The 15,821-nt window shown below is 60.5% G+C and carries 14 protein-coding genes; 2 read left to right on the top strand and 12 right to left on the bottom strand.

Annotated elements, in window-relative coordinates:
- Nucleotide 1: 1 nt before the first annotated feature.
- The 10 genes from RPMA_RS07340 to RPMA_RS07295 form a co-directional block, all read right to left on the bottom strand.
- Nucleotides 2–289 carry a YciI family protein gene (locus RPMA_RS07340; RefSeq protein WP_211912201.1) on the bottom strand — a complete coding sequence of 96 codons (288 nt, stop codon included), beginning with the start codon at nt 287–289 and terminating at the stop codon, nt 2–4.
- 65 nt (nt 290–354) lie between these two features.
- Nucleotides 355–1,326, bottom strand: coding sequence for a sugar ABC transporter substrate-binding protein (locus tag RPMA_RS07335; protein ID WP_211912200.1), 972 nt, complete (start codon nt 1,324–1,326; stop codon nt 355–357).
- Nucleotides 1,327–1,366: 40 nt separating this feature from the next.
- Nucleotides 1,367–2,341 carry an ABC transporter permease gene (locus RPMA_RS07330; protein ID WP_211912199.1) on the bottom strand — a complete coding sequence of 325 codons (975 nt, stop codon included), beginning with the start codon at nt 2,339–2,341 and terminating at the stop codon, nt 1,367–1,369.
- Nucleotides 2,338–3,288, bottom strand: coding sequence for an ABC transporter permease (locus tag RPMA_RS07325; RefSeq protein ID WP_211912198.1), 951 nt, complete (start codon nt 3,286–3,288; stop codon nt 2,338–2,340). The genes RPMA_RS07330 and RPMA_RS07325 overlap by 4 nt, the downstream gene beginning before the upstream one ends.
- On the bottom strand, nt 3,281–4,819 hold the full coding sequence (locus tag RPMA_RS07320) for a sugar ABC transporter ATP-binding protein (protein ID WP_211912197.1): 1,539 nt from the start codon (nt 4,817–4,819) through the stop codon (nt 3,281–3,283). Before RPMA_RS07320 ends, RPMA_RS07325 begins: the two co-directional genes overlap by 8 nt.
- The gene (locus RPMA_RS07315) at nt 4,816–6,210 is read right to left on the bottom strand and encodes an FAD-linked oxidase C-terminal domain-containing protein (protein WP_211912196.1); all 1,395 of its coding nucleotides are present in this window, start codon (nt 6,208–6,210) and stop codon (nt 4,816–4,818) included. Before RPMA_RS07315 ends, RPMA_RS07320 begins: the two co-directional genes overlap by 4 nt.
- Nucleotides 6,211–6,270: 60 nt before the next feature.
- Nucleotides 6,271–7,152 (bottom strand): intradiol ring-cleavage dioxygenase, encoded by an 882-nt coding sequence (locus RPMA_RS07310; protein WP_211912195.1) that lies wholly within the window; start codon nt 7,150–7,152, stop codon nt 6,271–6,273.
- Nucleotides 7,153–7,159: 7 nt separating this feature from the next.
- A complete protein-coding gene (locus tag RPMA_RS07305; RefSeq protein ID WP_211912194.1) occupies nt 7,160–8,065 on the bottom strand; it encodes an NAD(P)-dependent oxidoreductase in 906 nt (301 codons plus the stop codon).
- On the bottom strand, nt 8,062–9,420 hold the full coding sequence (locus tag RPMA_RS07300) for an amidohydrolase family protein (protein WP_211912193.1): 1,359 nt from the start codon (nt 9,418–9,420) through the stop codon (nt 8,062–8,064). Before RPMA_RS07300 ends, RPMA_RS07305 begins: the two co-directional genes overlap by 4 nt.
- Before the next feature lie 2 nt (nt 9,421–9,422).
- Nucleotides 9,423–10,457 (bottom strand): maleylacetate reductase, encoded by a 1,035-nt coding sequence (locus RPMA_RS07295; RefSeq protein WP_211912192.1) that lies wholly within the window; start codon nt 10,455–10,457, stop codon nt 9,423–9,425.
- 214 nt (nt 10,458–10,671) lie between these two features.
- Here RPMA_RS07295 and RPMA_RS07290 point away from each other — a divergent pair, with 214 nt between their 5' ends.
- Both RPMA_RS07290 and RPMA_RS28320 read left to right on the top strand, forming a co-directional pair.
- On the top strand, nt 10,672–11,772 hold the full coding sequence (locus RPMA_RS07290) for a LacI family DNA-binding transcriptional regulator (RefSeq protein WP_211912191.1): 1,101 nt from the start codon (nt 10,672–10,674) through the stop codon (nt 11,770–11,772).
- 286 nt (nt 11,773–12,058) lie between these two features.
- Nucleotides 12,059–12,400: an NADPH-dependent FMN reductase gene (locus RPMA_RS28320; protein ID WP_305849006.1), complete on the top strand. Its 342-nt coding sequence runs from the start codon at nt 12,059–12,061 to the stop codon at nt 12,398–12,400.
- A gap of 352 nt (nt 12,401–12,752) precedes the next feature.
- On the opposite strand, the gene RPMA_RS07280 is transcribed toward RPMA_RS28320, so the two are convergent.
- Nucleotides 12,753–14,345 carry a gamma-glutamyltransferase family protein gene (locus RPMA_RS07280; RefSeq protein ID WP_211912190.1) on the bottom strand — a complete coding sequence of 531 codons (1,593 nt, stop codon included), beginning with the start codon at nt 14,343–14,345 and terminating at the stop codon, nt 12,753–12,755.
- 76 nt (nt 14,346–14,421) lie between these two features.
- Nucleotides 14,422–15,813 carry an aspartate aminotransferase family protein gene (locus RPMA_RS07275; protein ID WP_211912189.1) on the bottom strand — a complete coding sequence of 464 codons (1,392 nt, stop codon included), beginning with the start codon at nt 15,811–15,813 and terminating at the stop codon, nt 14,422–14,424.
- Between the last annotated feature and the right edge of the window lie 8 nt (nt 15,814–15,821).

Raw genomic sequence — 15,821 nt, 5'->3', positions numbered from 1 at the left:
CTCATCCTTGACGCCGCAGGAAACCGGTGATCGTAACCTTTTCCCAGATCCCGGCTGCGAAAAACGGATCAGCACGATGAAAAGCCTCGACTGCAGCCCGGCCCGCTGCCTCGACAAGGAACAAGCTGCCAATCATTGTCTGGCCATCGTCGGCGACCAATGGGCCAGATATTACGATGGCGATATCGAAGCGCGACGTGTCCGACAGAAACGCCTTGTGCGCGTCGTAGTTGGACAGCCGCTTGTCGAGCGAACCTGGGCGATCGACAGCATGAATGGCAAATAGCATCGGGTACTCCGTGGATAGCATCATCGCGGTTCTTGGCGACCGCGATGATGCTCGGTGGTTGAATTTTACTTTGTGTTAAGTTTCGAGGCTTCATCCCAAGTCGGACACGCACGCGATTCCAGCGGCACGTCGTAGGGCTGATAGTTCTCCTTGCTGATGACGGTGGGCTTCAGAACGATCTCGGTGATGACCGGTTCGTTGCGCAGCGAACGGATGGCGATGGTCATCCCCAAACAGCCCTGAACGAACCCATTATAGTCACCGGTCGCGAGGAGCTTTCCCGACTTGATCGCATCGATCGCTTCTTTGGTGCCGTTCACTCCGATGACGGCAGCTTTCCGGTTAGCGCCCTCAAGTGCCTCGATCGCGCCGATGGCCATTGCGTCGTTGGCGGCGAGCACACCATCGATCTTCGAATTAGACTGCATCAGGTTTTCCATCACCTGCAGCGCCTGCAGTCGCTGATAGTTGCCGGGCTGCGAGGCGAGCAGCTTGGCGCCCGGATTTTCCTTCAGGGCGTCGTTGAAGCCACGCACACGATCGATGCTGGTTAGCGATCCCTTCACGCCCTCGATAATCACGACATTGCCTTTGCCGCCGAGCGACTTCAGCATGAAACGTGCGGTCTCCAGGCCGAGGCTGTAGTCGTCAGCACCGACGAAGGCGACGAACTTGCCACCGGCGGAGCGGTCGGTCACGTTGACAACCGGAATCTTGGCATCGTTGATTTTCTCGACGCCAGGCACCATGGCCTTGTAGTCGACCGGAATAAAGACGATCGCAGACGGCTTCTTAACGATGACGTCTTCGATCTGACTAAGCTGTTCCGGAATGCTGTCGGGCTTGGTCGGGATATAGTGGAGCGTCTTCGCCTTCATGGCTTTTGCCGCCGCGTCAGCCCCCACCCGCACGGTCTGGAAATACGGATTGGTTTGGTTTTTGGTGAAGACGGCAAGCGTCTCGCCATCCGCGAAGGCATGTGACGTCAGGGCGGCGGAGCAGAGCATGGTCGCAGCGATTACAGCAAGTCTCTTCATTTCGTTCCCTCCAGTTTTTCGTTTTGAAATTCTTGTAAACTTACCGCGCGTGGTGACGGGTCTTCATGTCCAGCCACACCGCGAGGATGACAATGACGCCGGTCACCAGCGGTTGCCAACTGGCGCTGACCGACAGCAGATTCATGCCGTTCAAGACCAATGTGAGGATGAGCGCTCCGACAAAGGTGCCAAACACGGTGCCGAGCCCGCCGAACAGCGACGTCCCGCCAATCAGGACGGCCGCAATCGCCGGCAGGGTCAACGTTTCGCCGATGTCGGCCTCTGCCGAATTTAGGCGCGCAAGGAAGATGATCGAGGCCAGTCCTGCCATCGCGCCGGAGACGACATAGACGAGCAACAGACGGCTGGCGACGGGAATGCCTGACAATCGTGCCGCGACCGGATTGGCACCGATCGCGTAGATCTCCTGTCCCCACGTGGTTCGTTGAGCGAAGATACTCCCAATCGCAAGAAAGCCGACCATCAAATAGACGGGGATCGGCAATCCAAGGAAATAGCCGCTGCCAATCTGACGGAAACCGGCTGGAAAGCCGTGCATCGTTTCGCCGGCCATGTACCAATATGTGACGCCGTGCAGCACCCACAGCATCCCATAGGTGGCAATAAATGACGGGATGCGCAGTACCGTGACCATCAGCCCGTTGAGCAACCCGACCGTCGCTCCGACCCCGATGCCGGTAAGGACACCGAGCGCTGGAGATCCCGTCTGATGGATCACGGTGCCGGCGATACAGGCCGAGATCGCAACATTGGCGCCGATCGACAGGTCGAGGCCGCCCGTCAGCACCACCAGAGTGAGGCCAGCAGCGATGAAGAACAGCAGGCTGGTTTGCCGAAGCACGTTGAGAATATTGCCCAGGCTGAAGAACGACTCAGTGAGAACCGTCAGCGCTGCACAGATGAGGAATGCTGCGAGCAGGCGATAGAAAACCTGGATCATCTCCTCGGAGAGCGCGAAGCGCCCTGGCGACATGGGCTTGGACATATCGGTCATGAGCGGCTCCGCAATCCGTCGACGAACAAGGCTGCAATCACAAGGAGACCGACGCTTGCCACCTGGATCGATGACGGCAACGCCATCAGGTTCAAGCCGTTGCGCAGCACCCCAACGGTGATGACGCCAAGTACCGTGCCAAGCAGCCAACCATTGCCGCGTTCGAACGACGTGCCGCCGACGGCGACCGCAGCAATCGCATCGAATTCGAGACCAAGACCGGCGGTCGGGTGACCGGAATTCATACGCGCGGTCATCAGCAGGCCCGCCAGTCCGACCATTGCGCCGCCGAGGGCATAGACCATGATCAACAGTCGTCGCGGAGAGATACCAGCATATTTCAGCGCTTCACGGTTGCCGCCAAGCGCAAAGATGTAAGTGCCAAACCGGGTGTGATAGAGCAGCCCGTGAAACGCGAGACAGCTCGCAAGTGCGATCAGAACCGGCAAAGGGATCCCCGCAAAGGTGCCCGAATAAATGGCGCGCACCGTCGCCGGCACGCCGACGACGCTCTGTCCGTCGCTGACGATCAGCGACAGCCCCTGCGCCATGCCAAGCGTACCGAGCGTGGCAACGAAGGGTGGGATGCCAACTACGGCGACCAGCCATCCGTTTGCCGTCCCGAACGCGGTCCCCACCGCGAGGCCGGCGAGCAGGCCGAGCAGGAGCGAGCCAGTCGACAGCGAGACGATGGCGACGACAAGAGATGTCAGTGTCAGAACGGCACCCATCGAGAGATCGATGCCCTCTGTCATGATGATGAGCGTCATCGGCAGCGCCAGCATCAGCAGGATCGTCGACTGAACGATGACGTTCGAGATGTTCGGCACCGTGAGAAAGCCCGGCGTCATGATGCTGAATAATCCGCACAGCAACACGAGCATGACCGCGACACCGGGAATTCGCTGCAGCGGGTTCGACCGCAGCTCCATGACCTGTTCACGCATGATGCATCCCCAATCTGACGATATTCTCTTCGGTAAGATTCTCGCGCGACAGTTCGCCGGCGATCCGACCATCCCGCATCACGTAAGCGCGGTCGCAGACGTGGCAGATCTCGGCTTGTTCGGACGAGATCATCAGCGCTGCAGCGCCTTCGCCGACCAGGCGGTCAATCAGCGCAAAGATCTCGGACTTGGCACCGACATCGATGCCGCGGGTCGGCTCATCGAAGATGAAGAGTTTTGCTCCCGCCGCCAGCCATTTGCCGATCACGACCTTCTGCTGGTTGCCACCAGACAGCAGGCCGACTGCCTGCTTGTCGGACGGCGTCGCGATCCTCAGCTGTTTGACCAGATCCTTTGCGATGTGACGCGACTTGCTTTGGTCGAACAGCCCGTGCGGAAACACCTTGCGCAGCGCCGCGACGACCAGGTTATCGCCGACCGATCGGATCAGTGCGAGGCCTTCAGCCTTGCGGCTTTCCGGGATCAATGCGAGGCCGAGGCGCGCCGCCTCATCCGGACCGCCGCGCTTGGGCTGGCCATCGAACATGATTTCACCAGTGGTTGTGGTGTCGGCACCGAAGATCGCGCGCACCACCTCCGTCCGCCCCGAACCGACCAGGCCACAGAGACCAACGATCTCGCCGGCACGCACGACGAGATCGATGTCGGCGATGCCGGATGGCGCGCTGAGGCCCTTCACCTCCAGCATAACCTTGCCCGGCGTCTCGACGAAGGTCCGCGGATAGCTCATGTCGACAGTGCGGCCGACCATCATCCGCACGAGGTCGTCGGAGGAGACATCGCCTGGCCTGACCTCATCGATGCGGCGCCCGTCGCGCAGAACCGTGATGCGGTCCCCCATGGCGAACACTTCGGCCATGCGGTGTGAGATATAAATGATCGCAACGCCGTCGGCCTTGAGTCGCGCGATCAGCGCGAACAACAATTCAGTTTCGCGGTCAGACAGCGCCGCGGTCGGCTCGTCCATGACGAGAATTCGGGCGTTCTGGCTGATCGCTTTGGCGATTTCCACCATCTGCTGTTGTGCGACGCCGAGCGTATCGACGCGGATCGACGGATCGATATCGAAACCGATTGACGCCAGAACCCGCCTGGCGTCGGCATGAATGCGTTTGCGGTCGATGGTGCCGGGAATGCGGCCGGCCGGTTCGCGCCCGAGGAAGATATTCTGCGCAATGTTCAGATACGGTACCAGCGAGAATTCCTGGAAGATCACCGCGATCCCAAGCTTCTGTGCATCCGCTGGCGATGCGATCTCGACCGGCGCGCCGTTGTGATGGAACGAGCCGCCATCGGCGCGATAGGCGCCGCAAAGCACCTTCATCAGGCTCGACTTGCCGGCGCCGTTCTCGCCAAGCAGCATGTGCACTTCGCCCGGAAACACCGAGAAGGACACGTTGTCCAGCGCCTTCACGCCGGGAAACTCCTTTGAGATGCCGCGCAACTCAAAAAGCGGCGACGTCGGCTCGGCGAGCGGCGGAAGTCGGTCGTTACGTTCGAGTACCGTCATGGTCTCGCTCCGAGCGTGAAGATCTTGCCGGGGTTCAAAGTCTGCTGTGGATCGATCGCCAACTTGACGGCGCGCATCACATCGACCGCCTCCCCATGCTCGTCCGCGAGAAAGCTCATCTTGCCGGTGCCGATACCGTGCTCACCCGTGCAAGTGCCTTCCATGGCGATGGCACGCGCCACCAGGCGGGCATGCAGCGCCTTCGCACGCGCGACTTCGTCGGCATTATCGTGATCGATCAGGATCAGCAGATGGAAATTCCCATCGCCGACATGGCCGACCACTGGCGCGATCAATCCATTGGCGTCGATATCGCGCCGGGTGTCGGTCAAGCATTCGGTCAGCCGCGAAATCGGCACACAGACATCCGTGATCATCGCCTTGGCACCGGGCTTCAGGCTGAGGCCGGCATAAAGCGTGTTGTCGCGTGCGTGCCACAGCTTCGACCGATCCTCGGCGGCGCGGGCCCACTGAAAGCCCTGCCCGTCATGATCTGCCGCGATCGCCTCGGCGAGTTCCGCTTGTTCGGAGACACTCGCATCGGTGCCGTGAAACTCGAAGAACAGAGTCGGCGTCTCGCGATAACCAAGTTTCGAATATCCGTTGATGCCGCGCATCATGACTTCGTCCAACAGCTCCATGCGCGCGACCGGGATGCCCGATTGGATAATTTCAATCGCTGTATCGATGGCTTGGTCGAGCCGCGCGAAACTGCATACGGCCGACGAGATAGCCTGCGGCCACGGATGAAGCTTCAACGTGACCTCGGTGATGACACCGAGGGTGCCCTCCGCGCCGACGAATAGCCGTGTCAGGTCGTAACCGGCGGAGGACTTCCGGGCGCGACTGCCGGTGCGGATGACGCGACCGTCCGCGAGCACGACTTCCAGCGCCAGCACATTGTCCTTCATGGTGCCGTAACGCACGGCCATCGTGCCCGAGGCGCGCGTCGATGACATCCCTCCGATCGACGCATCCGCGCCAGGATCGATCGGGAAGAACAGGCCGGTATCGCGCAGTTGCGCATTCAACTGCTTTCGGGTGATGCCCGGCTGTACGACGACGTCGAGATCCTTATCATTTACCCTGAGCACGCGATTCATCCGCGCGAAGTCGATGCAAACCCCGCCCGCAATCGATGCAGCATTGCCTTCCAGTGAGGTACCAGCGCCGAATGGCACAACGGGCATGCCGAGTTCATTGCACAACCGCACAATGCTAGCGACTTCCTGCGTGCTCTCGGGAAACACTACGACGTCCGGCGGACGGCTCGCGTGATACGCTTCGCTACGGCCATGATCGTCGAGGACGCCACGGGCGGTGGTCGCCCGCGCTCCCATGAATTCATTCAGACGGCCGACCACCGTCTCCACGCTCACCGGCGCTCCCATCCCATTCCTCCCGTCTTATTGTGTCAGATCGGGCCTTTTGACCTCGATCCTGCCCGAGAACTACACCTCGGTCGCTGCGACCGTCTGCTTCAGGCCAAAATCGTAATGTAAATGGTAGTAGGGCCGGTCGAGCGTGTTGCCGTCCGGTGCCTTCCCCGGAGGCTCGCGGACAAACTCACGGATCAGCGTGTCCTTGACCCCGAACACCACATCAGAATCGAGATATTTGTCACCGGCCACGAAGACGTGGGTGACCAGTTGCTCGAAGCCCGGTGCCGAAATCATAAAGTGGACATGTGCGGGCCGCCATGGATGGCGTCCTTGCGCCTCCAGCATTTCGCCCACTGGCCCGTCATGCGGGATCGGATAGGCAGCCGGCTTGATCGACCAGAATCGGAAGCGACCTTGCGCATCGGCGCGGAAGCGCGCGCGCATGGCCAGATCGCCGATCTTGTCGAGCTGCTGGACATCGTAATAGCCATCATCGTCGGAATGCCAGACATCGATCGTGGCATCGGCGATTGGCTTGCCGTCGCACGTCGCCACCGATCCGGTCACCAGCATCGGCTCGCCTTCCATGTTGCCGGAGATATCGTCGCCAAGTTCTCTCTGGGGCGCCGCCTGCACGAAGAACGGGCCAAGCACCGTGGTATCGGTCACACCGCTCTGCGAGCCATGATTGATGGCATCGACCAGCATCGACACACCAAGGGTGTCGGACAAAAGGATGAACTCCTGCCGCTTGTCATTGCACATGTGCCCGGTACGGGTCAGAAATTCGATGCCCTGCTCCCATTCCCGCTGGGTCGGCCGGATCTCGCGCACGAAAGCATGCAGATGTCGGATCAGTGCCTCGCTGATCTGCTTCGCCCGCGGCAGTTCGGCGCCACCGACGCGATCGAGCACGGCGTCCGTAATGGTGTTTTCATTGAAATTGCGCATGATGACCTCACCCGAGCTTTGGTTCGCCGAGGCCGGACAGGCGTTCGACATATCGGACCGTGGCAATGAAATCGGCCTCACCGTCGCCTTGCGCGACGAGCGATCCGTAGATTTCGCGCACATGCGCGGCAAGCTGCAGTGAGACGCCGACGTCATGCCCGGCGCCGAGAATGAGATCGAGATCCTTCGTCATCTGGCGGCACGAGAAAGTCGATTCGAAATCCCGCGTCGCCAGTAGCGGCGTCTTGTACTTCACCATCGGCGAAGCGACGGCGCTATCGTCAAGCACCTTTAGAATATCGGGCCAGGAGATGCCGCCCTTGCGCGCCAGCGCGAGGCTCTCTGCCATCATCCCTGCCGATACCGCAATCATGAGATTGACAGCGAGTTTGGCGAAACGCGCCTCCTCGGCCTGCCCAAGATAAGTCTGCGCCCGCGTGAAGGACGCGAGGATCGGCTGCACCTGATCGAAAGCCGCACGCGGGCCGGACACAAAGCAGGTCAAGTTGCCCGTATGCGCGATCGCCGCATTGCCAGAAACGGGCGCACGCAGATACAGAATTCCGCGCGTCTCCGCAGCGCTGCCGATCTCCGCCGAAATCTCGGCGCTGACGGTGCTGGTCTCGATCAGGATCGCACCGCGCGCGAGCTTGTCGAGCAGACCGCTGTCCGCCAGCACCACCGCGCGTAACGCGTCATCATGCGGCAGCGAGGTGAAGACGATCTGCTGTCCGGCAATCGCGGCATCGATCGTATTGACGATCTGTACGCCGTTTTTAGCCGCGAGATCCATACGGTCGCGATCGCTGTCATAGCCGGCGACGCGCACGCCCATCTCGAGCATGCGGCCAGTAATCGGAAGTCCCATCTTGCCGATACCGATCCATGACACCGACCCAGTATGTTCTGTCATGCCGCCTTCTCCTGTCGCTCGATTTCCGAAACGATGCGCCTGCCTGATCGCTCCAGCTCGTCCTTTTTGTTCTGCAGGTTGCCGAACAGCAGCCGGCCATCCCGCTTGCGCCAGACGCCATCGATCATCACTGCCTCAACATTGCCGATACTGGACTGCATCAGCACCGTCGACACGGGATCATGCACCGGAAAAAGATTCAGCGCGGTCGCATCGATAACGACGAGATCCGCTTTCTTCCCTGGCTTGAGCGACCCGATGCTATCGGCACGACCAAGCATCCTCGCGCCCTCGATCGTGATCCAGCGCAGCGCCTCACGCGTGGTCACCGTGGTCGCCGCCGGGATGGCGCCCGTCGCCGTCCGGCTGGCGGCATTGTCGAGCGCGCGCTGCATCGACAGCGCGATACGGCCGACATTGAACATGTCGCCCGGCAGCACCGATTCCAGATCAACGCCCAACGACGGTCGCGCCCCGCGGGCCAGCAACCGTCCGGTGATCGGAAAACCGTGTCCCTGATTCATCTCGTTCTCCGGGGTCACCGAAAAGGATGCACCGAGATCGACGAGCTCGCGCAGCAGATCATCTGGCAGATCGTTGCCGTGCACGATGTTCACATGGGATCCCACGGCACCCGCGCCGATGAGTTGGCGCCACCCTCCCGGTGTTTTCGCCGCCCCGCCGCCCTGATGCATCGAGGCGATCAAACCGAATTCGCGCGCCATCAGGAAATCGTGGAAGGCGACATCCATCGTCGAATAATGCGGTCCAAGGATTGCGAGACCGAGCGTGACAAGCCCATCACGGTCCGACAGCGCACCTGCCAACAAGCGCTCCACCTCGCGACGCGGATGGGGCACCTCGGAGAAGTGCGGCTTGCCCGGTTCGGGATCCGGCTTGGGCGACCCGTGAAAGAACGCGGCACGAATGCCGCTGGCCTTCAATGCCATCACCGCCGCATCGCTGTGTGCCGGCGTCGGATTGTTGTGGCACCAGTCCACCAGCGTAGTCGTGCCACAATTGATCTGGTTGAGCGCACCCATCAGCGTGCCGACGCCAATATCGTCCGGACGAAATACCGTGGCCAGTCCGGCATGCATGCGGCGGAAATATTCGGGCAACGTCCAGTTGGCCGAAAAACCACGCAACGCGGTCTGCCATGTGTGCATGTGGGCGTTGACGAGGCCCGGAATGATGACGCGCCCGCGCACATCGATCACCTCGGCGTATGATGCTTCAAGTCCGGGCTGGATCGCGACGATACGGTCGCGCTCGATCAGCACATCTGCATCGGCGAAGTCGCCGATCGCATCGTCCATCGTCACGACAACAGCTGATTTGAGCAGTGTCCGCATGGTCAGATCTCGCCCTTTGGACGTTCGCCGTCCCATGCGCGGGCGATCAAATCGCGAATGGCATCACGCTCTAACACGCGCGGATTCCAATACGCGTTCTTGAAGGCGATATCAGTTGCCTTTTCGATACCGTCGCGGGGCATGCCGATATCGCGCAAGGCGAGCTTTGCGCCGAGGCCCTTCGCCAGATCGAACAATCCCTGGGCCGCATCGTTGACGCCCAACGCTCGCGCCACGCGGGCGGCCGCGGCAGGAACCGCCGGCGCGTTGTAGGCCAGAGCATGCGGCAACACGATGGTGTGCGTCTCCGCATGCGGCAGGTCGAAAGTTCCGCCGAGGGTATGGCAAAGCTTGTGGTGCAGGCTCATGCCAACGGCGCCGAGGCAAGCACCACACAACCACGCGCCACGCACCGCGTCGTCGCGCGCATCCGCATCATCGCCGGCGACGAGCCGCGGCAGCGCGCCGGCCATGAGCTTGATGCCTTCCTCTGCCATGAGTGAGATGACGGGATTGCCGTCACGGGCATATAGCGCCTCGACGGCGTGAGCGATCGCATTGATGCCGGACGTAACGGCGAACGGCACCGACAATGAACGCGTCAGATCGACATCATAGATCACCGTCTCGGGAAGGATTTTCGGGTCCGAGCGGGTCGTCTTTAAGCCGTCGACCGTCTCGCCAAGGATAGGCGTCATCTCCGATCCCGCATAGCTTGTCGGCACCACGACCTGGGGCAGATCGGTGCGAAACGCGATCGCCTTACCGAGCCCGATAGTCGAGCCGCCGCCAACCGCGACGACGCCATCAGCGCGCAGCAGCGCCACTTGCTGCATAGCCTGCTCAGTCACATGGACTGGTGTATGCATTGTCGCACCGGAATAGACGCCAGCCGCGCGGCCGCCGATCATCGATGCGATGTCGTCGCCTTGAATTTTCTGATGTGGCGTCGTCAGAATAAGTGCCCGCCCGACGCCCAAGCGATCAAGCTCTGCGCTCAGATCAGCGAGCCGCCCTGCACCGAACAGCACCCGCATGGGTGCGGCCTGATAGGTGAATTTCTCCACGCGTCCATCCCTGTCAGCACCGCGTTCGCACGCGTTTTGCTGCACCGCAATGCAGTGCCCAGCTTTTGTTTACTCAAAACTGATGTCCATGCACACGTTTGTCAAGATTTTTTGCACACGTGTGCGACATCGTGCAACATGGCCACTCTGCAATGATCGTTTGGTGCGCGGCACACGGGACGCTATGGCCAAAAAGACCAAGACAACATCGAACGCTACGCTACCGGAGCGGGCGAACCGCACCACGATCGTGGATGTCGCCAGATGCGCTGGCGTGCACTGGTCGACGGTGTCGCGCGGTCTAAATCCAGAAAAGCGCCATCTCATCTCGCCGGAGATGATCGAACGCGTCGAGACATGCGCAAAGCAGTTGGGTTACCGCGCGAATGCCATGGCCTCGGCGCTCCGGACTCAGCGATCCCGAACAGTCGGCGTCATTGTATCGAATCTTGGCGACCCCGTGCATCCGCCGATCGTTCGTGCAATCGAAGATCGTTTCGCAGAGATTGGATATGTGACGATCGTCGGAAACACGGACAACCACCCGGGCAGACAAGCGGCGCTCATCGAACGATTTATTCAGCAAGGCGTCGAAGGCCTTATCGTAGCGACGTTCGAGCGCAACGATCCAGGGATTGCCGTCTGTGTTGAAGCGAACATTCCCGTGGTCGCAGTCTTCCGCGATCCCGAAAGCGAGTTCGTGCCAAGTGTGCGCATCGACGACGCAAAGGCAATGGAATTGGCGGTGCATCACCTCGCTGAGCGCGGTCATAGGAAGATCGCACACATCGGCGGCCCACAGAACGTATCGACCGGCTATCACAGATACCGGGGATTTCGACGGGCCTGCAAAGCCCTAGCAAATCAGGGGGTCGAACCGAGCGCAGTGTTCGGCGAGGCATTTACCGTGGAAGAGGGCCAATTCGCCTGCGAACGGCTCCTGGCCGACCACAACGACATCACCGCCATCGTCGCTGGAAACGACATGCTGGCTGTTGGATGCCTGCGCTTCCTCCGAAGCAAAGGCATTGACTGTCCAAACGCTATCTCGGTCGTTGGGATGAACGACATGCTGTTCATGGAAGATATCGCACCAGCACTAACGACAGTACGGACACCAACTGCAGATCTCGGAACTCAGGCATCTTGCATCCTGGTTTCTATGATCCAGGGTCTGCCCATCTCAAACGACAGAATCTTGCTGAAACCAGAATTGATGGTCCGTGACTCCGTCACCTCGGTTGACGCTCAGCAGAGCACCAAAAGAAGACGACCCGCCAAATAGACGACTATATCTTTCGCCCAAACCGTACATCCGATCTCCGCCGAACGTGAAAGGCCCCCAACGTGACCCAATCGCCTCTGCAATTCGTCGTGCTACTTGGCAGCTTACGCCGCGCGTCGTCCCATGGCGCACTTGCGCGATCGCTTTCAGCAGTCGCGCCATCCGATGTTGAAATTACAATGCTTGGATCAGTTGGCGACATGCCTCACTATGACGCTGACATCCAAGCCGAAGGCTTTCCTGCTTCCGTGACAGCAATGGTGCCGCAATTAAGGCTGCAGATGGCGTGATCGTCGTGTCGCCCGAATATAACTATTCGATCCCAGGTACATTGAAGAATGCATTCGACTGGCTTTCAAGACTGCCTGATGCCCCGTTTGCAGGAAAACCAGTCTCAATCCTCGGCGGGTCACCTGGACCGGTCGCTGGTGCACGCATGCAATACCACCTGCGCCAAGTACTGGTCTTCCTGGATGCGATCGCATTCACGAAGCCAGAGGTGATGATTGGCAGCATCAACACGAAGGTGGACGTCACCGCGAACACCATCACTGACGAATCTACCCGTCAGTTCGTTGCCGCGCATCTAAAGGCTTTCGAACTGTTCGTGAGACGACTTCGCCAGTAAGTGCGGGAATCAAATTCTGATGCGGCTAGTCCGAAGATGTAATTGGATGGAAACGGGTATTCACCGTGACCTGAGTGATTCGCGCTTCACTCAGCACGGCTCCCCACATTCGAGCCAACTATAGATTCATGGTGCGCTGAATCTCATGTCGTTCGACGATGCTTGGGGTTAATACAGAGCTGTCAAAATTCGGCTCACTGATTTCAAGGGCAGTCGCCACATGCGCAATAATAAGGCGATGTCCGCTTTGCGCCAGGAGCGGACATCCGCGCTCTTGGCTTCCCGAAGCTCAACTCTCCTCTGATGAGCAATCCCCACCCGTGGATTGAGAGGCCATGGGTTCGTGAACTGACTAATAGCCGAGCGCAAGGCCGTCCTTGCGATGGTCCGAGGCGCCGATGAGCGTGCCGCCCTGCCAGTCGATCGCAATGGCCTGCGCGCCGCCGATGGGCCAACGTGGGGGCTGAACCGTGAGACCGCGCGCAGCAAACGGCTCTGTGATCACAGACCGGAGGATTTCCTCGGCCTCGACCGCGTTGCTGCCGGGCAGCGGAAACAGGCGCGGCTCATCCATGGCGGCCTGGAGATCGAGTCCGTGGTCGAACAACCGGGTCAGGAAATGCGCATGGCCCATGGCCTGGTAGTGCCCGCCCATGACGCCGAACACCATCGAAGGGCGACCGTCTTCATAGACCATGCCCGGAATGATCGTGTGCATCGGTCGCTTGCGCGGGGCGATGCAATTGGCATGGCCCGGTTCGATTACGAAACTCTGTGCACGGTTATGGAACAGCACGCCGGTCTTCGGCTCCATCAAGCCCGCACCATAGGGGTGGAATAGCGAGTTGATGAAGCTGACGGCGTTACGGTCCTTGTCCACGGTCGAGATGTAGACGGTGTCGCTATGCTCGGTACCGGACAGCACCGGCATCTCCGCAATCGCCTTGTTGAGATCGATCTTCGCGGCCAATGATGCGGCAAGTTCGTCTGACAGCATGTAGTCGACAGGCACGGAGGCCATGGCCGGATCGGCCAGCAACTTGTCGCGTGCGGCATAAGCGAGACGCGTCGCCTCGACCTCAATGTAGAGATTGTCGATATCGCGTGGCGCCCCCGTCCGCTTGAAGCGGGACAGGATCTTCATGATCATCAGCGCGATGATGCCCTGCCCGTTCGGAGCGCATTCGTATACTGTGCGGCCACGGAAATTGATCGAGATCGGGTTGGTGTATTCGCCCTTGGCGGCAGCGAAATCATCGCGCGTGTGCAGTCCACCCTTGTCCGCAAGGAAACCAGCCAGAGTGGCCCCGACTTCGCCGTCGTAAAAGGCACGCGCCCCTTCCCGTCCGATCAGTTCGAGCGTATCGCCGAGTTTCTCCTGCCGTTGGATCGCGCCGGCCTTCGGAGCTTTGCCGGACACAAGAAACGTCTGGCGGCACGCTGCATCCGCATCGAGCATCGCCACCTGATTGGCAAGATCGAACGCGACGCGTGGCGTCAGCACATAACCGCGACGCGCCATCTCCATGGCGGGCGCGAGGATTTCCGAGAGTGGCAGACGGCCATGATCCCTGGCAAGCGTGGCCCAGGCTTCCACGGCGCCCGACACGGTCACCGCATGCGGCGACTGCCGCTCGATGCTCCGAATTCCGTTGCGGAGATACCAGTCGGCCTCTGCCGCAGCCGGCGTGCGTCCCGATCCGTTATAGGCCAGCGGCTTGCTGCTGCCGGCCGGCGTGAACAGCGCGAAGCAATCGCCTCCGATGCCGGTCGATCCCGCTTCCACCACGGACTGCACCGCGCAAGCCGCGATGGCAGCGTCCATCGCATTACCGCCAACCTTCATGATCTCGACGGCCGTCAATGTCGATGCCGGATGGGATGTGGCGGCCATTCCGCCGCGGCCATAAGCCTGGGAACGTCCGGGTGTCTCGAAATTGCGCATGATGGGGACCGTGGTCGTTGAGGGCATAAAAAGAGCGAGCACCGGCCCCGAGGGACGCCGGTGCTCGCCGATAGCATCAGACGGCTGCAGCCGGTCGGCCCGCCTGAAGCCATGCATGAGTTTCGTCGAGCGCAAGCCGCGCGCGGGCATACATGTCTGCAATCTCGGCCTTGGTGATGATCATGGGCGGGCAGAAATTGACGGTGTCACCGAGCGCGCGCGTAATCAGGCCGTGCTTCAGCGCGCGTTCGCCGACATGCGCCGCCACGCCCCATGACGGATCGAAGACCTCCTTCGTCTCCCTATTGCAGACCACTTCGAGCGCGCCGATCAGGCCCACGCCGCGGGCATTACCGACCAGCGGATGGTCGGCAAATGCATGCAGACCGTCCTGGAAATCGCCCATGATGGAGCGGACATAGTTCACCATGTCGCGCTCCTCATAGATCTTGAGCGTCTCGAGCGCGACAGCCGTGGCGACCGGGTGACCGCCATAGGTGAAGCCGTGGCCGAAGGTGCCGATCTTGCCGCTTCCCTCACGGAGGGCCTGATAGACCTTCTCGTTGACCATCACGGCCGCGATCGGCTGATAGGCCGCCGACAACTGCTTCGCCATGGTTATGATGTCCGGCTTCATGCCGAAGGTTTCGCTGCCGAACATGTTGCCGGTGCGCGCAAAACCGCAGATCACCTCATCGGCGACCAGCAGGATGTCGTATTTCTGCAGGACTGCCTGGATCTTCTCGTAGTAAGTGGGCGGCGGCACGATGCAGCCACCGGAGGCCATCAGCGGCTCGGCGAAGAAGGCGGCGATCGTGTCCGGCCCTTCCTTCTGAATCAGCTGTTCGAGGGCATCCGCGCAGCGGGTCGCGAAATCCTCTTCGCTTTCGCCGGGATTGGCATAGCGATAGTGCAGCGGACACTCCGTGTGCAGAACGCGATCGATCGGGAGGTCGAAATCGCGGTGATTGTTCGCGAGGCCAGTGAGGCTTGCTGAGGCAATCGTCACACCGTGATAGGCACGCATGCGCGAGATGATCTTCTTCTTGTTCGGCTTGCCGATCGCATTGTGATAGTACCAGACCATCTTCATCGCGGTATCGTTCGCTTCTGAACCGGAATTGGCGAAGAACACTTTGCTCATCGGCACCGGCGCGAGATCGACCAGACGCTCGGCAAGCTCGACGGCCGTGTCGTGCGACTTGCCGCCGAAGCTGTGGTAGAAGGGAAGCTTCTGCATCTGGCGATGCGCGGCATCGACGAGGCGCTGTTCGCTGAAGCCGAGCGAGGCGCAGAACAGACCACCCAATCCCTCAATATATCGGTTGCCTTCATTGTCGATGACATAGATGCCGTCACCGCCCTCGATCATCATCGGGCCCACCTTCTCGTGAACGACGGCGTTCGTGTATGGGTGCATGACACGCGCAACGTCACGGGCCTCGATCGAATTCGGACGAATGGTCATAACTTTGA

This window comes from Tardiphaga alba, from assembly GCF_018279705.1.
GTDB classification, from domain to species: Bacteria; Pseudomonadota; Alphaproteobacteria; order Rhizobiales; family Xanthobacteraceae; genus Tardiphaga; species Tardiphaga alba.
Note: the sequence above shows the minus strand (reverse complement) of the source record. Positions and strands in the feature narration are given on the sequence as shown.